Origin of the sequence: Ureaplasma ceti (assembly GCF_040369755.1) — a bacterium.
Lineage (GTDB): Bacteria > Bacillota_I > Bacilli_A > Mycoplasmatales > Mycoplasmoidaceae > Ureaplasma > Ureaplasma ceti.
This window is the reverse complement of record NZ_BAABQM010000001.1, coordinates 1-20,975: the sequence shown is the minus strand read 5'-3', so window position 1 is coordinate 20,975 and position 20,975 is coordinate 1. Positions and strand designations below refer to the sequence as shown.

The following is a 20,975-nucleotide window of genomic DNA, read 5'->3' as shown; positions in this document are numbered from 1 at the left end:
CAAAACTAGGCATTAAGAAATTGACACAACGTTATGTTAGTGAATGCTTCTTAAAACAAAATTTTGAAAAACGAGGTATTAAATATGGCAAAAGAAATTATTTTAGGTATTGACTTAGGTACTACCAACTCAGCTGTTGCTGTTATGGAAGGTAAAAAACCAATCATTTTAGAAAACCCTGAAGGTAAAAGAACTGTTCCATCAGTTGTTGCTTTCAAAGGTGAAGAAGTAATCGTTGGTGATGCTGCTAAACGTCAAATGATTACTAACCCAAACACAATTAGCTCAATTAAACGTCACATCGGGGAAAAATATACTGTTGATGTAAACAGTAAAGAATTTACACCAGAAGAAATCTCTGCAAAAATTCTTGCATACATTAAAGGCTTTGCTGAAAAGAAATTAGGCCAAAAAGTAGAAAAAGCTGTAATTACAGTTCCAGCTTACTTCAATGACGCACAACGTCAAGCTACTAAAAACGCTGGTACAATAGCCGGCTTAAAAGTAGAAAGAATTATCAACGAACCAACTGCAGCGGCTTTAGCTTACGGTTTAGAAAAAGCTGATAAAGAAGAAAAAATCTTAGTATTCGACTTAGGTGGTGGTACATTCGACGTTTCTGTTTTAGATATGTCTGATGGTACATTTGAAGTAGTTGCTACTTCAGGTGATAACAACTTAGGTGGGGATGACTGAGACCACGCTATTATGAACTGATTAATCGAAGAAGCTGGTAAAGAATACGGCATCGATTTAAGTAAAGATAAAATGGCTATGCAACGTCTAAAAGATGCTGCAGAAAAAGCTAAAATCGACTTATCAGGTCAATTAACTGCACAAATCATGTTACCATTCATTTCAATGAATGCTAATGGTCCAATTAACATTGAAAAAGAACTAACAAGAGCAAAATTCGAAGAACTAACAAGACCATTGTTAGAACGTTGTAAAAAACCAGTTCAAGATGCTTTAAAAGAATCTGGTTTCAGCGCATCTGAAATTAACGAAGTTTTATTAGTTGGTGGTTCAACAAGAATGCCAGCTGTTCAAGAATTAGTTAAAGAATTAACTGGTAAAACACCAAACAACACAATCAACCCTGATGAAGTAGTTGCTATGGGTGCCGCAATTCAAGGTGGGGTCTTATCTGGTGATGTAGATGACATCTTATTAATTGACGTTACTCCATTAACTTTATCAATTGAAACAATGGGTGGAGTTGCTACTCCATTAATTAAACGTAACACAACTATTCCAGTTACAAAATCACAAATCTTCAGTACTGCTGTAGATAACCAACCAAGCGTAGACATCGTGATCGTTCAAGGTGAACGTCCAATGGCTAGAGATAACAAATTATTAGGTAACTTCCAATTAACAGGTATTCAACCTGCTAAAGCTGGTATGCCACAAATCGAAATTAGTTTCAGTATTGACGCTAACGGTATTATGTCTGTTAAAGCAAAAGACTTAAAAACTAACGAAGAAAACAGTATCACTATTAAAGATTCACAAGGTTTAAGTGAAGAAGAAATTAATAGAATGGTCAAAGAAGCAGAAGAAAACAAAGAAAAAGACGAAGAATTCAAGAAACAAGCCGAAATTAAAAACCGTGCTGACAGACTAGTGCACCAACTAGAAGAAATTCTTGCAATGCCTCAACTTCCTGCAGATAAAAAAGATGAATTACAAAAACAACTAGACGAAATCAAAGATCTTCAAGCTAAAGAAGACTGAAAAGCTCTAGAACCTAAGTTAGCTGCTTTTGAACAAATGATGGCACAAGCTGCTCAAATGGCTCAAAACATGTCTCAAAACCAAGACAACGAAGCTGACGTTAAAGACGAAGAAACTACTGAAAAGAAATAGTTCCTTTTGTCTACACTCATAAAATAAATAACCAAGACAACTTATTAAATTACAATAGCTTAATTTGCTGAAGTAACGCACTCCCTTAAGCGTTCTTAGCAAACTCAATATTCAACCACCTTCATTCCCAAGAAGGTGGTTTTTCTTATACTTGTTAAAAGAAACATGATAAAATTTTTTTAATATTTCAATAAAAAAATAAAGGAATTACAATTTCATTATGTGAAATTCAAATAACGACTACAGTGCTAACCCACTAAACCAAATGAACTATGCTCAAGACATGGACAGTTTACAAAAAATGAAAAAACACGCCGTATGAAGTATCATCTGCCAATGTTTATTCATTCTTATTGTGCCAGTCATTATTTCTATTATTTTCAGTATTGTAGATTTAATTAAAGTGACTAGCTTAAACAACAAACAAATGAAAGACAAATTATTAGTTGTTTCAATTGTTAACTTAGTGTTAAACGTGTTAACGATCTTATGACCAATCGTGACTGCAGTTATCACTTTAAACCAAATCAAAAACATCCAAATGCAATTAGAAGCTTACAACGCACAACAACAATACTAATTAGCTGAAAATAATATACCTAAGTAGGATTTATACCCAACTTAGGTATATTTTTTCGTAATAGTTTAGATGACAGCACCGAGATTCAACTAAATCTTACTTGGTAAGCATATCCACCATCTTTAAGATAAGAAATAGGAAAATAAATGATAAAATATCATTTAGTTTTTTTATATAAAAGAAAGTGAATAACCTTATGTGAGACCATAAACACGACTATTTAGGCGACCACAACAAACCCAAGGATTACATTGGGGCTTTAGAAGACTTACATACCTTGCAAATCTTAAGAAAAAATGCAATTGGTGTTATCATTTGCCAATTCATTTCTTCTTTATCTATTCCTTTGTTAGTTGTTTTAATTACAAACGTGCTAAGCACTAGTTTCTATGTTTGTTTAGCTGTATTGGCTATTCCCGCCAAAATTATTGCTTTACTTTTAAGTATTGCTAATTTAATCAAAATGAACCAAATGAAAAACGCTAACTTGAAACGTAAAGTTTTAACAATTGGCGTTATTGATTTTTTATTAGTCTTTTTTACCTTTTTATGAGCCGTCATTACTTCAGCAGTGCTGTTAAGTAAACTGAAAACTTTACGTTTACAACAAGAAGAAATTATTAATTTTACTCTATCTCAACTTTCCCAAATTAAACAGAACTAATGCTATTCATATTTTTACAACGATTACAACACTACAAATAAAAACCATTCATCTGGATACTGAATGGTTTTTTATTATGTTTTGGATAAAAAAATAACAGCCATACACTGTTCGTTTGTGTCAGCTGTTATTTTCATTACATTTGTTTTAATTAATTCAAAATCTATTTGGTTTTGTTTGATGCTTGTTGATAATCATTATTATTAATTGGAGTTAAGCTACTATTTTGGTAAACCGTTGGTAATAAATTATAAGAATTTGTAAGAACATAACTTCAAGGTAATGATTCTGATAAAATTGAATATTTTCAATACAGAGCATCTGAAGTGTCTGATGCATCGTGATAAGTAGAATTTGCATACCAGTCATCAGCATTAGAATCTCCTTTAGTTCTAGGATCATTAGAGTATCAATTAGTTGTGTATTGACTTTCCATATTTCAAATAGTATTAGTGTAGCCAAAAGGTTGGAACTTAGCTCCGCTTGTAACATACCCGTTGAAGTTAATATCAAAAATTAATCCTTTTAAACTAGCATCATTATCTATTAGATCTTTTACGTCTAATTTTTGGTTTAAATATAAACCGTTTTGAACAGAGGTACCGATATTATTTTTTACAAAATCAGAAATAGTTAAACTGTTAGGTTCAATTGTATAAGTCACCGGTTTATCTTGTTGAATTTTATAAGTTGTAGAAGAATTAGTACCATCAGGCTTAGACGTATCTTTAACCACATATTCAGGAGCTCAATCAATTGTTTTATTAAAAGTTAAATTCAAAATTACATCTTGAATATTGAAATACGACCAAGGTTGTGTGTAATTAATTGAGTTGTCGTTATTAGTGGCATATTTAGTTGTTACTTCGCCACCAAGGTTAGTACCACCAACCACTTTATAATGCGCGTAATCTAAGAAAAATTCGTATTCATCCTCATAAGAATCATCACCACTCACATTAGAAAAAATATTTTTTTCTTTATCTAAAGCGATAGTTTTTGTTGCCGATCCACTTGACTGATTAGATGCATCATCTGCTAAATTATAAAAACCTAATCATTGTATAATTCAGTAACTCAATCAAGAGTTGTTCATATTTAGATATCCTTTTTCATTGGCTAATAAATTAAATAATGATAAGAAGTAAGAAGCTGGACTACTTGGGTTAACGTTTTGGTAAGCGTTATTATTAGTATTAACTTCGTCTAATTCTTTTAAAACTTTGTCTAATTTATTTTTAATATCTGAATTATTGTTCGTTGGATTGTTATAACTTGTTGGGTAATTAAAGTCAGGATCATAGTCTGGTGATAAATCTGGAGTATTTACCGATTCATTATTTAAATCATTTTCTATGTTTTGAATTTCTTTTTTTATGTTACTAATCTTGCTTTGAACATTTGCACTTACATTATTGTATTTCAACAAGATATTACCCAATGCATTAGAAACATTAGCGTAATTAGAAGAAATGTTATGTTTCTTTAATAAACGAGCAATCCCATTAACCACAGGATTTTCGTTTTGTGTTTGGTAATAAATTCCTTCAATCTGTGCTAACGCTTGTGGTGAGCCTGTGTTATTAAAATTAGGACTATTTGTATTCATTTGCATAATTAATGGCATGAACATATTAAATCCTGTGGAAGTTACACGAGCTTTATCAACACTATTAACATCATTACTATTTACGTTGGTATAAGTCTTTAATTGGTGTTCTGTGAAGGTTGAAAATAAATTCATTTTGTTAATGATGTCTTGTTCAGTATTTAAAATATCATTAACTTTAGTTTCGGTTTGTTTATCATTTTCAGCCACGGCTTCTCATTGCTTAAGCTCTTCTGAAATAGTTTTATAACTATTTTTTAATTGCTGATTTATTTTTTCTTGAGCTTGAACTTGAGAAGTTAATTCTTTATTCTTAGCATCAATGTTAGCAATTATTTTTTGGTTTTGATCTGCTTTATTTTTTCATTCAGTAACTTCACTTTGTAATTTGTTAAGTTGAGAACTATTAGAATCTTTTAATGTTTGACATTGTTTATTTAAACCATCTATCTGACTTTGTAGATTTTTAATCTTAACATTACTTGCTTGTAATTCTTTATTCTTTATATCATCTTCTTTTTGGGCCGCTGATGCTTTTTCTAATTTAACTAAATCTTTAACTGCATTTTCCGCTGCTGTTAATGAGTTTTGTGCTGAAGTGAAAGTTTGATTATATACAGCAGAAGGTAAACCAGCTTGCAGTGATTGAAGTACTTGATTAGCAAAACCAGAAGCATCGTTAGCCTCTTTTAACGCTGTATTTGCTTGCGCTTGAACTTTAGAATCACTAGATTGTAACGCCTTTGTAATAACTGAATCAATTAATGATTTAGCGCCACCAAGAATTTGGTAAACTTTTTCGTAATCATTATCACCGTCTACAACACTTTCTGCTTTATTAGATACAGTTACATTATTTTGTAACGCTTGATTTAAGTCTTGTTGAGCTTTATCTAAATTATTTTGTGCAGTTTGTAAATGCATTTGAGTGTTATATACAGCAGCTTGACAAACTTTAACATTTTGAACAGCTTGAGAAACGGCAGTTTGTTGTTTTGCAATATTGCCATCAGCAGTTTTAATAGTTTGTTTGGCTTGTTGCATTTGTTCTGCGCTTGAAGTAGGATTTGCTAAGACTTTTTGAGCGTCAGCTTTAGTTTGATAAGCTTGTCCTAAAGCATTTTGAGCTTCACTTAATTGGTTGTTATCAGCACTTAATTTACCTAATTGTTCAGCTTTAGCTTTTTCTAAACCTTGAACGGTTTGAGCTTGTTGAACAACAGCTTGGGCAGCAGTCTTAACTGCTTTCTGAGCTTTGGCTACATCTAAATTTTTAGAAATATTAGCAGGATTACTTAATTGAGTAATTAATCCATTGTTGTCATTAATTGTATTTGCTAAATCTTTAGCATTCATCTCAGCTTGAGCTTGTTGAGTTTTATTTTCAGTAGCGTTTGCTTCGCTCGCTTGAGCGTTAGCATATGATGTTTTAGCTAAACCAGAATTTACTTCAACTTGCGTTTTTCTTGTTTGATTCAATTGAGTTTGTTTCAATACATTTTGTGCATCAGTTAACCCACTTTGAGCAGTTTGTAAATCTTTTACTAATGGTGTAATAGCTTGAGTGGCTTTGTTTACCACACCTTGAGCTTGAATAACGTCTTGGTTAGCATTATTCACTTGACTTATAGCTGTTTGAATTGCTTCATTAGCATTTTCAATATCAGCTTGAGCTTGAGTTTTTGCATCACTTGAAGTTGCAGATAATAATTGTTTTTCTGCCTTAGCTTTATCTGTATAAGCATTAGCTAATGTTTGTTGAGCTGAACTTAAAGTGTGTGCAGCTTGTGACAATTTATTTAATGCGTCTTGTTTATCAGCATATGCTTTTTGTAATTTTTGTGCAGTGCTTGCCACAACACCAGCTTTTGTAGCCACAGCTTGTTCTTGAGTTTGAACTTTACTATTAGTTTCAGATTTAGCTGCTTGATTCATGTTGTTAATTAAATCATTGGCTGCAGTTTGAATTTGGTTCATACTGTTGCTTGCGTTTTGAGCAGCAGTGGCTTGAACTTTGGCTGATGAACTTAAAGAATCAGCTTGAGCTTTATCACTTAATGCAGTGTTAGCTGCGTTTGTAGCTTGTGCTTCATAGTTTTGAGCAGTTTGTTTTTCTAAACTCTTAATTTGAGCACTTGCAGCTTGTGTTTGAGCGTTTACTACTTGGTTTAATGCTTTTTGAGAATCTTCTAATTGTGTTTGAGCACTGTTTAAAGCATTTTTTGCAGTTTGTAATTGTTTATTAGTTTGATCAACTGCACTTTGTGCTTTGTGAACAGCTTTTGCAGCATTAGCTACTGCTGTTTGTTGTTTTGTAATATCGTTATTAGCTGTTTGAAGATTTTGCTGTGCTTGTTTAATTTGTTCTGAACTTGAAGTTGGATTTGCTAAGACTTTTTGAGCTTCAGCTTTAGTTTCATAAGCTTGACCTAATGCTTTTTGATCAGTACTTAATTGTTTATTAGCTTCACTTAGACTGCCTAATTGTTCAGCTTTAGATTTTTCTAAACCTTGAACGGTTTGAGCTTGACTCACTACAGTTTGAGCGGCTGTTTTTACAGCGTTTTGAGCACCAGCTACTTTGGAATCGTTAGAAACATTATCAGGGTTGTTTAATTGAGTAACTAATCCATTATTACTGCTAATAGTGTTTGCTAAATTCTTAGCACTTGCTTCCGCTTGAGCTTGTTGTGCTTTGTTTTCATCAGCATTGGATTGACTTGCTTGAGCATTAGCGTTTGCAGTATTAGCTAAATCAGAGTTGACTTCATATTGAGTTTTATTGTTGTCTTGGTTTTGAACATTAGCTTGAATTTGTTTTAATACGTTTTGTGCATCAGTTAAACCACTTTGAGCACTTTGTAAGTCTTTTACTAATGGTGTAGTAGCTTGAGTGGCTTTGTTTACCACACCTTGAGCTTTAATAACGTCTTGGTTAGCGTTATTCACTTGACTTATAGCTGTTTTAATTGCTTTATTAGCATTTTCAATATCAGCTTGAGCTTGAGCTTTTGCATCACTTGAAGTTGCAGATAATAATTGTTTTTCTGCCTTAGCTTTATCTGTATAAGCGTTAGCTAATGTTTGTTGAGCTGAACTTAAACTATGTGCAGCTTGAGACAATTTATTTAATGCATCTTGTTTATCAGCATATGCTTTTTGTAATTTTTGTGCAGCACTTGCCACAACACCAGCTTTTGTAGCCACAGTTTGTTCTTGCGTTTGAACTTTACTGTTGGTTTCAGATTTAGCCGCTTGATTCATGTTGTTAATTAAATCATTAGCTGCAGTTTGTGCTTGGTTCATACTGTTGCTTGCGTTTTGAGCAGCAGTGGCTTGAACTTTGGCTGATGAACTTAAAGCATCAGCTTGAGCTTTATCACTTAATGCGGTGTTAGCATCATTTGTAGCTTGTGCTTCATTGTTTTGTACAGTTTGTTTTTCTAAACTCTTAATTTGAGCGCTTGCAGTTTGAGTTTGAGTTGTAACAACTTTATTCAACACTTTTTGAGCGTCTTGTAATTGTGTTTGAGCACTGTTTAAAGCATTTTTTGCAGTTTGTAATTGTTTATTAGTTTGATCAACTGCACTTTGTGCTTTGTGAACAGCTTTTGCAGCATTAGCTACTGACGTTTGTTGTTTTGCGATATTACTATCAGCAGTTTTAATAGCTTGTTGTGCTTGTTTAATTTGTTCTGAACTTGAAGCAGGATTTGCTAAGACTTTTTGAGCTTCAGCTTTAGTTTCATAAGTTTCTCCTAATGCTTTTTGATCAGTACTTAATTGCTTATTAGCTTCACTTAGACTGCCTAATTGTTCAGCTTTAGATTTTTCTAAACCTTGAACGGTTTGAGCTTGACTCACTACAGTTTGAGCGGCTGTTTTTACAGCGTTTTGAGCACCAGCTACTTTTGAATCGTTAGAAACATTATCAGGGTTGCTTAATTGAGTAACTAATCCATTATTACTGTTAATAGTGTTTGCTAAATTCTTAGCACTTGCTTCCACTTGGGCTTGTTGTGCTTTATTTTCATCAGCGTTAGCTTGACTTGCTTGTGCATTAGCGTTTGCAGTATTAGCTAAACCAGAGTTGACTTCAGCTTGAGCTTTATTGTTATCTTGGTTTTGAACGTTAGCTTGAATTTGTTTTAATACGTTTTGTGCATCAGTTAAACCACTTTGAGCAGTTTGCAAGTCTTTTACTAATGGTGTAATAGCTTGAGTGGCTTTGTTTACCACACCTTGAGCTTTAATAACGTCTTGGTTAGCATTATTCACTTGACTTATAGCTGTTTGAATTGCTTCATTAGCATTTTCAATATCAGCTTGAGCTTGAGTTTTTACATCACTTGAAGTTGCAGATAATAATTGTTTTTCTGCCTTAGCTTTATCTGTATAAGCATTAGCTAATGTTTGTTGAGCTGAACTTAAAGTATGTGCAGCTTGAGACAATTTACTTAATGCATCTTGTTTATCAGCATATGCTTTTTGTAATTTTTGAGCAGCGCTTGTCACAACACCAGCTTTTGTAGCCACAGTTTGTTCTTGCGTTTGAACTTTACTGTTAGTTTCAGATTTAGCTGCTTGATTCATGTTGTTAATTAAATCATTGGCTGCGGTTTGAATTTGGTTCATACTGTTGCTTGCGTTTTGAGCAGCAGTGACTTGAACTTTGGCTGATGAACTTAAAGAATCAGCTTGAGCTTTATCACTTAATGCAGTGTTAGCTGCGTTTGTAGCTTGTGCTTCATTATTTTGCGCAGTTTGTTTTTCTAAACTCTTAATTTGAGCACTTGCAGATTGTGTTTGAGCGTTTACTACTTGGTTTAATGCTTTTTGAGAATCTTCTAATTGTGTTTGAGCACTGTTTAAAGCATTTTTTGCAGTTTGTAATTGTTTATTAGTTTGATCAACTGCACTTTGTGCTTTGTGAACAGCTTTTGCAGCATTAGCTACTGCTGTTTGTTGTTTTGTAATATCGTTATTAGCTGTTTGAAGATTTTGCTGTGCTTGTTTAATTTGTTCTGAACTTGAAGTTGGATTTGCTAAGACTTTTTGAGCTTCAGCTTTAGTTTCATAAGCTTGACCTAATGCTTTTTGATCAGTACTTAATTGTTTATTAGCTTCACTTAGACTGCCTAATTGTTCAGCTTTAGATTTTTCTAAACCTTGAACGGTTTGAGCTTGACTCACTACAGTTTGAGCGGCTGTTTTTACAGCGTTTTGAGCACTAGCTACTTTTGAATCGTTAGAAACGTTGTCAGGATTGCTTAATTGAGTAACTAATCCATTATTACTGCTAATAGTGTTTGCTAAATTCTTAGCACTTGCTTCCGCTTGAGCTTGTTGTGCTTTGTTTTCATCAGCATTGGCTTGACTTGCTTGAGCATTAGCGTTTGCAGTATTAGCTAAATCAGAGTTGACTTCATATTGAGTTTTATTGTTGTCTTGGTTTTGAACATTAGCTTGAATTTGTTTTAATACGTTTTGTGCATCAGTTAAACCACTTTGAGCAGTTTGTAAGTCTTTTACTAATGGTGTAATAGCTTGAGTGGCTTTGTTTACCACACCTTGAGCTTTAATAACGTCTTGGTTAGCGTTATTCACTTGACTTATAGCTGTTTTAATTGCTTTATTAGCATTTTCAATATCAGCTTGAGCTTGAGCTTTTGCATCACTTGAAGTTGCAGATAATAATTGTTTTTCTGCCTTAGCTTTATCTGTATAAGCGTTAGCTAATGTTTGTTGAGCTGAACTTAAACTATGTGCAGCTTGAGACAATTTATTTAATGCATCTTGTTTATCAGCATATGCTTTTTGTAATTTTTGTGTAGCACTTGCCACAACACCAGCTTTTGTAGCCACAGTTTGTTCTTGCGTTTGAACTTTACTGTTGGTTTCAGATTTAGCCGCTTGATTCATGTTGTTAATTAAATCATTAGCTGCAGTTTGTGCTTGGTTCATACTGTTGCTTGCGTTTTGAGCAGCAGTGGCTTGAACTTTGGCTGATGAACTTAAAGAATCAGCTTGATTTTTATCACTTAATGCAGTGTTAGCATCATTTGTAGCTTGTGCTTCATTATTTTGTGCAGTTTGTTTTTCTAAACTCTTAATTTGAGCGCTTGCAGTTTGAGTTTGAGTTGTAACAACTTTATTCAACGCTTTTTGAGCGTTTTGTAATTGTGTTTGAGCACTGTTTAAAGCATTTTTTACAGTTTGTAATTGTTTATTAGTTTGATCAACTGCACTTTGTGCTTTGTGAACAGCTTTTGCAGCATTAGCTACTGACGTTTGTTGTTTTGCGATATTACTATCAGCAGTTTTAATAGCTTGTTGCGCTTGTTTAATTTGTTCTGAACTTGAAGTTGGATTTGCTAAGACTTTTTGAGCTTCAGCTTTAGCTTCATAAGCTTGACCTAACGCTTTTTGATCAGTACTTAATTGTTTATTAGCTTCACTTAGACTGCCTAATTGTTCAGCTTTAGATTTTTCTAAACCTTGAACGGTTTGAGCTTGACTCACTACAGTTTGAGCGGCTGTTTTTACAGCGTTTTGAGCACTAGCTACTTTTGAATCGTTAGAAACATTATCAGGGTTGCTTAATTGAGTAACTAATCCATTATTACTGCTAATAGTGTTTGCTAAATTCTTAGCACTTGCTTCCGCTTGGGCTTGTTGTGCTTTATTTTCATCAGCGTTAGCTTGACTTGCTTGTGCATTAGCGTTTGCAGTATTAGCTAAACCAGAGTTGACTTCAGCTTGAGCTTTATTGTTGTCTTGGTTTTGAACGTTAGCTTGAATTTGTTTTAATACGTTTTGTGCATCAGTTAAACCACTTTGAGCAGTTTGCAAGTCTTTTACTAATGGTGTAATAGCTTGAGTGGCTTTGTTTACCACACCTTGAGCTTGAATAACGTCTTGGTTAGCATTATTCACTTGACTTATAGCTGTTTGAATTGCTTCATTAGCATTTTCAATATCAGCTTGAGCTTGAGTTTTTGCATCACTTGAAGTTGCAGTTAATAATTGTTTTTCTGCCTTAGCTTTATCTGTATAAGCATTTGCTAATGTTTGTTGAGCTGAACTTAAAGTATGTGCAGCTTGAGACAATTTACTTAATGCATCTTGTTTATCAGCATATGCTTTTTGTAATTTTTGAGCAGCACTTGCCACAACACCAGCTTTTGTAGCCACAGTTTGTTCTTGCGTTTGAACTTTACTGTTAGTTTCAGATTTAGCTGCTTGATTCATGTTGTTAATTAAATCATTGGCTGCGGTTTGAATTTGGTTCATACTGTTGCTTACGTTTTGAGCAGCAGTGGCTTGAATTTTGGCTGATGAACTTAAAGAATCAGCTTGAGCTTTATCACTTAATGCAGTATTAGCTGCATTTGTAGCTTGTGCTTCATTGTTTTGCGCAGTTTGTTTTTCTAAACTCTTAATTTGAGCGCTTGCAGTTTGAGTTTGAGCGTTTACTACTTGATTTAATGCTTTTTGAGAATCTTCTAATTGTGTTTGAGCGTTATTTAAAGTATCTTGTGCAGTTTGTAATTGTTTATTAGTTTGGTCAACTGCATTTTGTGCTTTGTGAACATCTTTTGCAGCATTAGCTACTGCTGTTTGATGTTTTGTAATATCGTTATTAGCTGTTTGAAGAGCTTGTTGTGCTTGTTTAATTTGTTCTGAACTTGAAGTTGGATTTGCTAAGACTTTTTGAGCTTCAGCTTTAGCTTCATAAGCTTGACCTAACGCTTTTTGATCAGTACTTAATTGTTTATTAGCTTCACTTAGACTGCCTAATTGTTCAGCTTTAGATTTTTCTAAACCTTGAACGGTTTGAGCTTGACTCACTACAGTTTGAGCGGCTGTTTTCACAGCGTTTTGAGCACTAGCTACTTTTGAATCGTTAGAAACGTTGTCAGGATTGCTTAATTGAGTAACTAATCCATTATTACTGTTAATAGTATTTGCTAAATTCTTAACACTTGATTCCGCTTGAGCTTGTTGTGCTTTATTTTCGTCAGCATTGGCTTGACTTGCTTGAGCATTAGCGTTTGCAGTATTGGCTAAACCAGAGTTGACTTCAGCTTGAGTTTTATTGTTGTCTTGGTTTTTAACATTAGCTTGAATTTGTTTTAATACATTTTGTGCGTCAGTTAAACCACTTTGAGCAGTTTGTAAGCCTTTTACTAATGGTGTAATAGTTTGAGTGGCTTTGTTTACCACACCTTGAGCTTTAATAACGTCTTGGTTAGCATTATTCACTTGACTTATAGCTGTTTGAATTGCTTCATTAGCATTTTCAATATCAGCTTGAGCTTGAGTTTTTGCATCGCTTGAAGTTGCAGATAATAATTGTTTTTCTGCCTTAGCTTTATCTGTATAAGCATTAGCTAATGTTTGTTGAGCTGAACTTAAAGTATGTGCAGCTTGAGACAATTTACTTAATGCATCTTGTTTATCAGCATATGCTTTTTGTAATTTTTGAGCAGCACTTGCCACAACACCAGCTTTTGTAGCCACAGTTTGTTCTTGCGTTTGAACTTTACTGTTAGTTTCAGATTTAGCTGCTTGATTCATGTTGTTAATTAAATCATTGGCTGCGGTTTGAATTTGGTTCATACTGTTGCTTGCGTTTTGAGCAGCAGTGGCTTGAACTTTTGCTGATGAACTTAAAGAATCAGCTTGAGCTTTATCACTTAATGCAGTATTAGCTGCATTTGTAGCTTGTGCTTCATTATTTTGCGCAGTTTGTTTTTCTAAACTCTTAATTTGAGCGCTTGCAGTTTGAGTTTGAGCGTTTACTACTTGATTTAATGCTTTTTGAGAATCTTCTAATTGTGTTTGAGCGTTATTTAAAGTATCTTGTGCAGTTTGTAATTGTTTATTAGTTTGGTCAACTGCATTTTGTGCTTTGTGAACAGCTTTTGCAGCATTAGCTACTGCTGTTTGATGTTTTGTAATATCGTTATTAGCTGTTTGAAGAGCTTGTTGTGCTTGTTTAATTTGTTCTGAACTTGAAGTTGGATTTGCTAAGACTTTTTGAGCTTCAGCTTTAGCTTCATAAGCTTGACCTAACGCTTTTTGATCAGTACTTAATTGTTTATTAGCTTCACTTAGACTGCCTAATTGTTCAGCTTTAGATTTTTCTAAACCTTGAACGGTTTGAGCTTGACTCACTACAGTTTGAGCGGCTGTTTTTACAGCGTTTTGAGCACTAGCTACTTTTGAATCGTTAGAAACATTATCAGGGTTGCTTAATTGAGTAACTAATCCATTATTACTGCTAATAGTGTTTGCTAAATTCTTAGCACTTGCTTCCGCTTGGGCTTGTTGTGCTTTATTTTCATCAGCGTTAGCTTGACTTGCTTGTGCATTAGCGTTTGCAGTATTAGCTAAACCAGAGTTGACTTCAGCTTGAGCTTTATTGTTGTCTTGGTTTTGAACGTTAGCTTGAATTTGTTTTAATACGTTTTGTGCATCAGTTAAACCACTTTGAGCAGTTTGCAAGTCTTTTACTAATGGTGTAATAGCTTGAGTGGCTTTGTTTACCACACCTTGAGCTTTAATAACGTCTTAGTTAGCGTTATTCACTTGACTTATAGCTGTTTTAATTGCTTCATTAGCATTTTCAATATCAGCTTGAGCTTGAGTTTTTGCATCACTTGAAGTTGCAGTTAATAATTGTTTTTCTGCTTTAGCTTTATCTGTATAAGCGTTAGCTAATGTTTGTTGAGCTGAACTTAAAGTATGCGCAACTTGAGACAATTTATTTAATGCGTCTTGTTTATTAACATATGCTTTTTGTAATTTTTGAGCAGCACTTGCCACAACACCAGCTTTTGTAGCCACAGTTTGTTCTTGCGTTTGAACTTTACTGTTAGTTTCAGATTTAGCTGCTTGATTCATGTTGTTAATTAAATCATTGGCTGCGGTTTGAATTTGGTTCATACTGTTGCTTGCGTTTTGAGCAGCAGTGGCTTGAACTTTGGCTGATGAACTTAAAGAATCAGCTTGAGCTTTATCACTTAATGCAGTATTAGCTGCATTTGTAGCTTGTGCTTCATTATTTTGCGCAGTTTGTTTTTCTAAACTCTTAATTTGAGCGCTTGCAGTTTGAGTTTGAGCGTTTACTACTTGGTTTAATACTTTTTGAGAATCTTCTAATTGTGTTTGAGCACCATTCAAATCATTTACAGCTAAATTAATTTTTGTATTCATTTCATTAACTATAAGTTGTTGTGCTTTTATTTTTTTAGTTTGTGCAATAACTACTAGTTGTTGTTTACTGATTTCTTCACTAGCAACTTCTATTTCTTTCTTTGCTTGTTTCATTACTGTAGGAGTAGAAGCTGGATTAGCTAAGATTTTTTGTGCTTCAGCTTTATTGTTATAATCTTGACTCAAAATTTGTTGATCAAGACTTAATTGGTGGTTAGCATCGCTTAAATCTTTTAATTGATTTGCTTGAGTAGTTTTTAAAGTCTTTAAAGTATCAGCTTTTTCAATCACTGTTTGTACTAGTAATTTAATATTTTTTTGAACTTTAGCAACTGCTGAATCATTAGAAATATTTGAAGGTTTATTTAATTCATTTAATAAACCTTGGTTATTGTCGATAGTAGTTTTTAAACTATTGATGTCTGCTTCTATTTGAGATTTTTGAGTAACATTTTCATCAGCATTGGCTTGACTAGCTTGTGCGTTAGCTTGAGCAGTGTTTGCTAAGCCAGCATTAACCATTGCTTCAATTTTATTAGTTTCTTGCGTTTGAGCGTTCACTTGGGCTTGTTTTAAATTAGTTTCTTCTGAAGCAAGATCGTTTTTACTAGATTGTCAAACTTTCATTAGAGGAGCGATAGCTTCAGTCATCTTATTTACTTGTTTTTGTGCCTTAATTACAGTTTCATTGGCAAATTTAACGTTTTTTACAGCCGTTTTAATTTTGTTATTAGCAGTAATCACAGATTGTTCTGCGGCTGATTTTTGTTCATCGGTAGCAGTCAATAAGTCTTGTTCAGCTTGCGCTTTTTCTTTATAAGCATCAGCTAAAGCTTGTTGAGTTTGACTTAAAGTATGTGCGGCATCAGATAAATTAGTTAAAGCTTTTTGTTTATTACTGTAAGATTTTTGCAAGTTTTGAGTTGCAGTAACCACAGCGCCAGCTTGTTGAATTACAGCTCGCATTTGCTTTAGTACTTCTTTGTTGATAACGTGTTTTACCGCTTGACTCATATCGATTTTTACAGCTTTAATTTTGTTTTGAGTCGCATTCATACTGTCAATATTATTTTGGATGGCAGTTGCTTGAATTTGTGCAGATGAGCTTAGTGCATCCACTTGCGTTTTATCACTCAAAGCAGCGTTAGCATCAATTTCAGCTTGTACCTTACTGCTTTCAGTGGTTTGTTGGAATAACTCTTTTTTAAGTTGTAAAATCTTTGCGTTAATTTTTTCTAGCTTTTGGTTGTTTTCGTTTGCTTTTGTTAATTTATTTTCTAGTTGATTAATTTTATCGTTTAGTTGCTGATTAGATTGTTCAATATTTTTTTTGCAATTATTTAAATTATCAATAATGTCTTGTAAAGTTTTAATTTCTGATTGATTTTTATTGATTTTATTTAAATACTTATTTTGGTTATTTTTTAAAAGTGCAATATTTTGTTCTTTGCTAGAAATATCATCTTTTAATTGTTGAATTAATTGATTGGTAGTGTGTTGTTGCTTAATCACTTTAGCATCGTTTTGGTTTTTAATAGAATAGTATACTACGGGCGCAACAACACCGGTAGTCGTCGTAGCGATGGAAGCTGCGATTAATGCTTTTTTTAGTGTCTTTTTTGCCATATTTTTATTACTAACAAATTATTTAAAGGACTAAACATGATTTAAAAATAGAAGTTTAAATCTACTGGCACAACACAAAATATATGAACTGGTGAAGTTCATTTATAGGAAGTTAGTAAAATAAACGCCATAATATCATATGTAAAATGCATGAAACCTAATTGAGTAAGTTTCATGTTTAGTTCAATAATTTAACAGCGAATCAGTTCTCTTTAGTTATCTTTTCTCAAAAATTTATTTATCTCTCTTTAATGTTATTTTTGAGATTTTTTAACTAATACAAACCTTTATATTTCGAAAAAATAACATATTTTTTAACGAATAGAGGCACTGTTGAACTATTGTTCAAATAATTTGCAATATACCTTTCCAAATTTTTTGCACTTATTATTATAGGACAATTCTGACATGCTATTTTAAAATCTCAACAGTCAGCTAATTATTTCTCAATAATTAAGTAATTTGTCAGATATTTTTTTCTATAATTCTGAATAATTTTGTCTTAACATAGGATAAATAATTCATCAATATTATTCTTAATTTTTATACTACTCTTCTAATTTATATCAGCACCATTATGATTAAAAAACAACAAAAAAAGGATCTTCTTTTTAAAGAAAATCCTTTTTTAATTTATCTGATAAATCTTGTAATTTTAAATTACTGAGATTCTTGGTTTGTGTAAACTGCAGGTAATAAATTTGTATTGTTTAATAAGTATGATCAAGGCAATGATTCAGACAAGATTGAATCTTGTCAATATAAGTTAGTAGTTGAGTTTGGATCACTGTTTATATATCAGTTGTTAACCGCACTCGTACCATCGTTATTCATGTATTGATTTATGACGTTAACTGTATTTTCAGCTTCCATACTTCAAATTGAACCAGATTGATTAAATGGCGTTGCATAGTTACCAGCAGAGTTTTTTGTACTACTGATATCGTTGTTTAAATATCCATTGAAGTTAATATCAAATACTAAACCATTCATTTCTGTATCGTTTTGGAAGTATGTAGAGTTAAGGTTTTGATTCAAGTAGAAGCCATTTGATGGGTTTTGATCCATATTTTCTTTTACAAACGGTGAAACAGTTAATGTTGTAGGTTGGATCATGTAAGTTTCCGTTTCTCCGTTATTTGTTCAAGTTATAGTTTTATCAAAAGTTAAGTTCAACGTTACATCTTGAACGTTAAAGTAACTAAATTGGGTTCCTGAACCATTTTCTGTTGCAGTAACTTGACCACCTAAATTAGTTGTACCTACTACCGTGTAATGTGCGTAATTATTGAAGAATGTCAGATCTGTTTCGTTTAATTGTGCATTAGTGCCAGTTACTTGTTGATTATTACCTTGGAAATTATAGAAGTTTAATCATTGGTTAATTCAATAATCTAGTCAAGAACCAGTTAGACCTAAATATCCGATTTGTGTATTATTTGCTAATAAATCAAATAATGATAAGAAATATGACGCTGGACTACTTGGAATAGCCATGTTATATGTATCTACGTGTTTCTTACCAAATCAACCAAATACTTTTCCACTAATACCAACAGTATTTTCGTAATCAAATTTCAACATAATATTTCCTAACGCATTACCAAGGTTTGCGTAATTTGTAGGGATATTTTCTTGTTGCATTTGGTTAGCTATACCATTTGTTATTTGGTTGCCATTTGGATAAACATCGTAATTGTATCCATTGTTAGGATTGTAATATTGAGAAGTTTCTTGAGGTGAACCAGAGTTATTAAAGTGAGGACTGCTTGTATTCATTTGCATTAATAACGGCATAAACATATTAAATCCGGTTGATGTTGCTGCAGCCCAGTCAGAATTACTATAATTATTTAATTGTTGACTTGCGAACGTTGAGAAACTATTGATTGCATTGATAATATCATTTTCACTTTGTAATGCACTATCAACTTGTTGTTGCACCGCATTATCTTCTTGAATTTGTTGTTTATATTGATTGATAACATTTTCTAAATTTTGGTTCTGATTTTCTAATTGTTGAATTTCAGCTTTTTGGTTATTAACTTGTGTTTGTAATGTACTGTTATCGTTTTCTAAACCAGAAATCTCTTGATTTTGAGTTTGAATTCTATTTAACAACACTTGAATTCTTCTGTTTAAAGAATTAATTGTTTCAGTTGTTGAATCCTTTAATGAATTATAAGTATTAGTTAAATTATTCACTTCAGATTCTAATTTATTAATTGTTTCGTTATCAGCATTTAATGCGTCGTTTTCAGCACCAATTGCTTGATTAAAGTATGATTGAGCAGTTGTGTTATTAGCAGTTGCAGAACTTAATAAACCTTGAGCTTTTTGTACATCTTCTGAACTATCTGAAGCTAAATCTTTTAATGCTTGAGTGGCTTCTTGAATTACATTGTTTGCGTTCTCATTAGCTTCATTCGCATATCCAACAGCTTTGCTATTAGAAGAATTATTTAAGAAACTATTATGTGCAGCTGTAATTACACTTGCTTCACCGATTAATTCTTTTAATGAATTTTCTAATGAAATTTTTTGAGCAGCCAGTTTAGCTGATGCTGCTTTTTGTGCTTTAACAATATTTTGTATTTCTGTTTGCGCGGATTTTAAAGCATTATCAGCAGCAGTTTGATCTGTTGCAGCAGCTTGAAGGTCACCTGCATTAGCTGCTTGAATTGCTTGTTGCGCGGCAGATGAAGCAGTTTGTGAATCCTGTTGAGCTTGTTGAGCCATTTGTTGAATATTAGTATTAGATGAACTTAACGCTTTTTGAATAGTTGGATTTAAAACGTTAGTTTGATTAATAGTATCGTTAGCCTTTTGTAATGCTTCGCCAATAGCCACACCTTTAGCTTGGACAGCTTGTTCAGCAGCAGCAATTGCAGCTTGTGAATCTTGTTGAGCTGCATTTTCTAAATTTTGAGCAGTTTTTAAATCTTTTTGGGCTTGAGTTAAATTACCATTTTGTAAATCATTTAATACAGTTTGAGCAGCAATTTGTGCTTGTTGTGCAGTGTTAGATGCTTTATTAGCTAATTGTTCCACACGACTGTTAGTTTTATTATCCAAGCCACCAGTAAATGACAATAATGGTGTCATGTCAGTAGTTGTTGTATTAGCTTGGCCAATAACTTCATGAGCTTCACCAAAAATAGTTGAAGATTCATTAGCTTTAGTTGCGGCTTGTTGAGCTTGAGCGGAAATTGCTTTATTAGCAGTTGCCTGAGCTTGTTTTAATAATGATTGAGCTTGTTGTTCATCAGTAGTTGCAGTTTTTAAATCTCCAGATTCTGCAGCTTTGTTGGCTGCAGTTGCTAAAGCTTGAGCTTGTTTTGCTAATTGTTCTGCTGTTTGTGCATCTTTATTAGAAATTTTTGCAACTGAATGGATAATACCATCAGCTTCTGAAATTGATTGTTGGGCTTCTGCCTCAACTTTTCCTAACTCTATACCTTTATTTAAACTATTTTGGTTAGCAACATTAATGGCTGTAGGTTCTTCATTTTCAACTGTTCCTTCAGCTTGTTGAGCAGCTTGCAATTGTTTAATCGCAGATTTTACATCGCCACTTTCAAGAGATTTTAATGCAGATTGAGCTGCTGATAATCCTTGTTGAGCTGTAGACATAGCTAATTTAGCTTCGTCGTTAGATGAGCTATCTACTGCTTGAATTCCTAAAATTTCTCCAGATAATTTTCCGATAATTTTATTAATTTCTGTTTCTAATTTTACTTTTTGAGTAGCGGCTTGAGCAGCAGATTGAGCTTCGTCTTGAGTTACTTTATCAGCAGCTTGTTGAGCTTGACTTAAAGCTTCATCAGCTTTCTTTTGGTCAGTTTGTGCAGTCTTTAAATCACCTTGTTGAGCAGCTGTTTTTGCAGTTTGTGCATCTTGTGCAGCAGTATCGGCTAATTTTTGAGCAGCTTGTGCATCTGCTTTTGTTTTTTCTGATGCAGTTTTTGAATTTGCAATGTCACCCATTGCTTTGCTAATTCCATTAGCTGTGGTTTGAGTTTGTTGAGCTTTATTTTCCGCATTAGCGATTGCTTCACCATTAGCTGTATTGGCTGCTTTATTTGCAGCATTTTGTGCATCGATGGCTTGTTGAGCAGAAGCTTGAGCTTGTTTTTGTAAGCCTTGAGCTTTTGTTAATTCTTTTTGAGCATCTGCTAATTTATCTGCTTTAACATCATCAATTGCTTTTTGAGCAGCAGTTTGTGCTTCTTGAGCATCTTTTTGAGCTTGTTTTGCAGGTGTTGAAATTGCTGAATTACTTGATTTTGCTAATTTATCAACACTGTTTTCTGTTGAGTTAGCTTGACCAATTACTTGGTTTGCTGCTGCAGAGGTTTGGACTGCAGTTTTTGCTTTATCACTTGCAATTTGAGCTTGTGCATCAG

At 33.2% G+C, this 20,975-nt stretch carries 6 protein-coding genes; 3 read left to right on the top strand and 3 right to left on the bottom strand.

What is annotated here, in order from left to right; all coding sequences use genetic code 4:
- Positions 1-84: 84 nt before the first annotated feature.
- From dnaK to ABWU82_RS00020, 3 genes are all read left to right on the top strand, one after another.
- Positions 85-1,869, top strand: a complete 1,785-nt coding sequence (gene dnaK / locus ABWU82_RS00030) for a molecular chaperone DnaK (protein ID WP_353289462.1) — start codon at positions 85-87, stop codon at positions 1,867-1,869.
- A 220-nt stretch (positions 1,870-2,089) separates the two neighbouring features.
- A complete protein-coding gene (locus ABWU82_RS00025) occupies positions 2,090-2,449 on the top strand; it encodes a hypothetical protein (RefSeq protein ID WP_353289461.1) in 360 nt (119 codons plus the stop codon).
- A 196-nt stretch (positions 2,450-2,645) separates the two neighbouring features.
- Positions 2,646-3,113 (top strand): hypothetical protein, encoded by a 468-nt coding sequence (locus ABWU82_RS00020; RefSeq protein WP_353289460.1) that lies wholly within the window; start codon positions 2,646-2,648, stop codon positions 3,111-3,113.
- Between the two features lie 163 nt (positions 3,114-3,276).
- On the opposite strand, the gene ABWU82_RS00015 is transcribed toward ABWU82_RS00020, so the two are convergent.
- The 3 genes from ABWU82_RS00015 to ABWU82_RS00005 form a co-directional block, all read right to left on the bottom strand.
- Positions 3,277-14,277, bottom strand: coding sequence for a coiled-coil domain-containing protein (locus tag ABWU82_RS00015; RefSeq protein ID WP_353289459.1), 11,001 nt, complete (start codon positions 14,275-14,277; stop codon positions 3,277-3,279).
- A 21-nt stretch (positions 14,278-14,298) separates the two neighbouring features.
- Positions 14,299-16,569 carry a coiled-coil domain-containing protein gene (locus tag ABWU82_RS00010; RefSeq protein WP_353289458.1) on the bottom strand — a complete coding sequence of 757 codons (2,271 nt, stop codon included), beginning with the start codon at positions 16,567-16,569 and terminating at the stop codon, positions 14,299-14,301.
- A gap of 660 nt (positions 16,570-17,229) precedes the next feature.
- The coding region (locus ABWU82_RS00005) for a hypothetical protein (RefSeq protein ID WP_353289457.1) at positions 17,230-20,975 on the bottom strand (3,746 nt) is incomplete at its 5' end.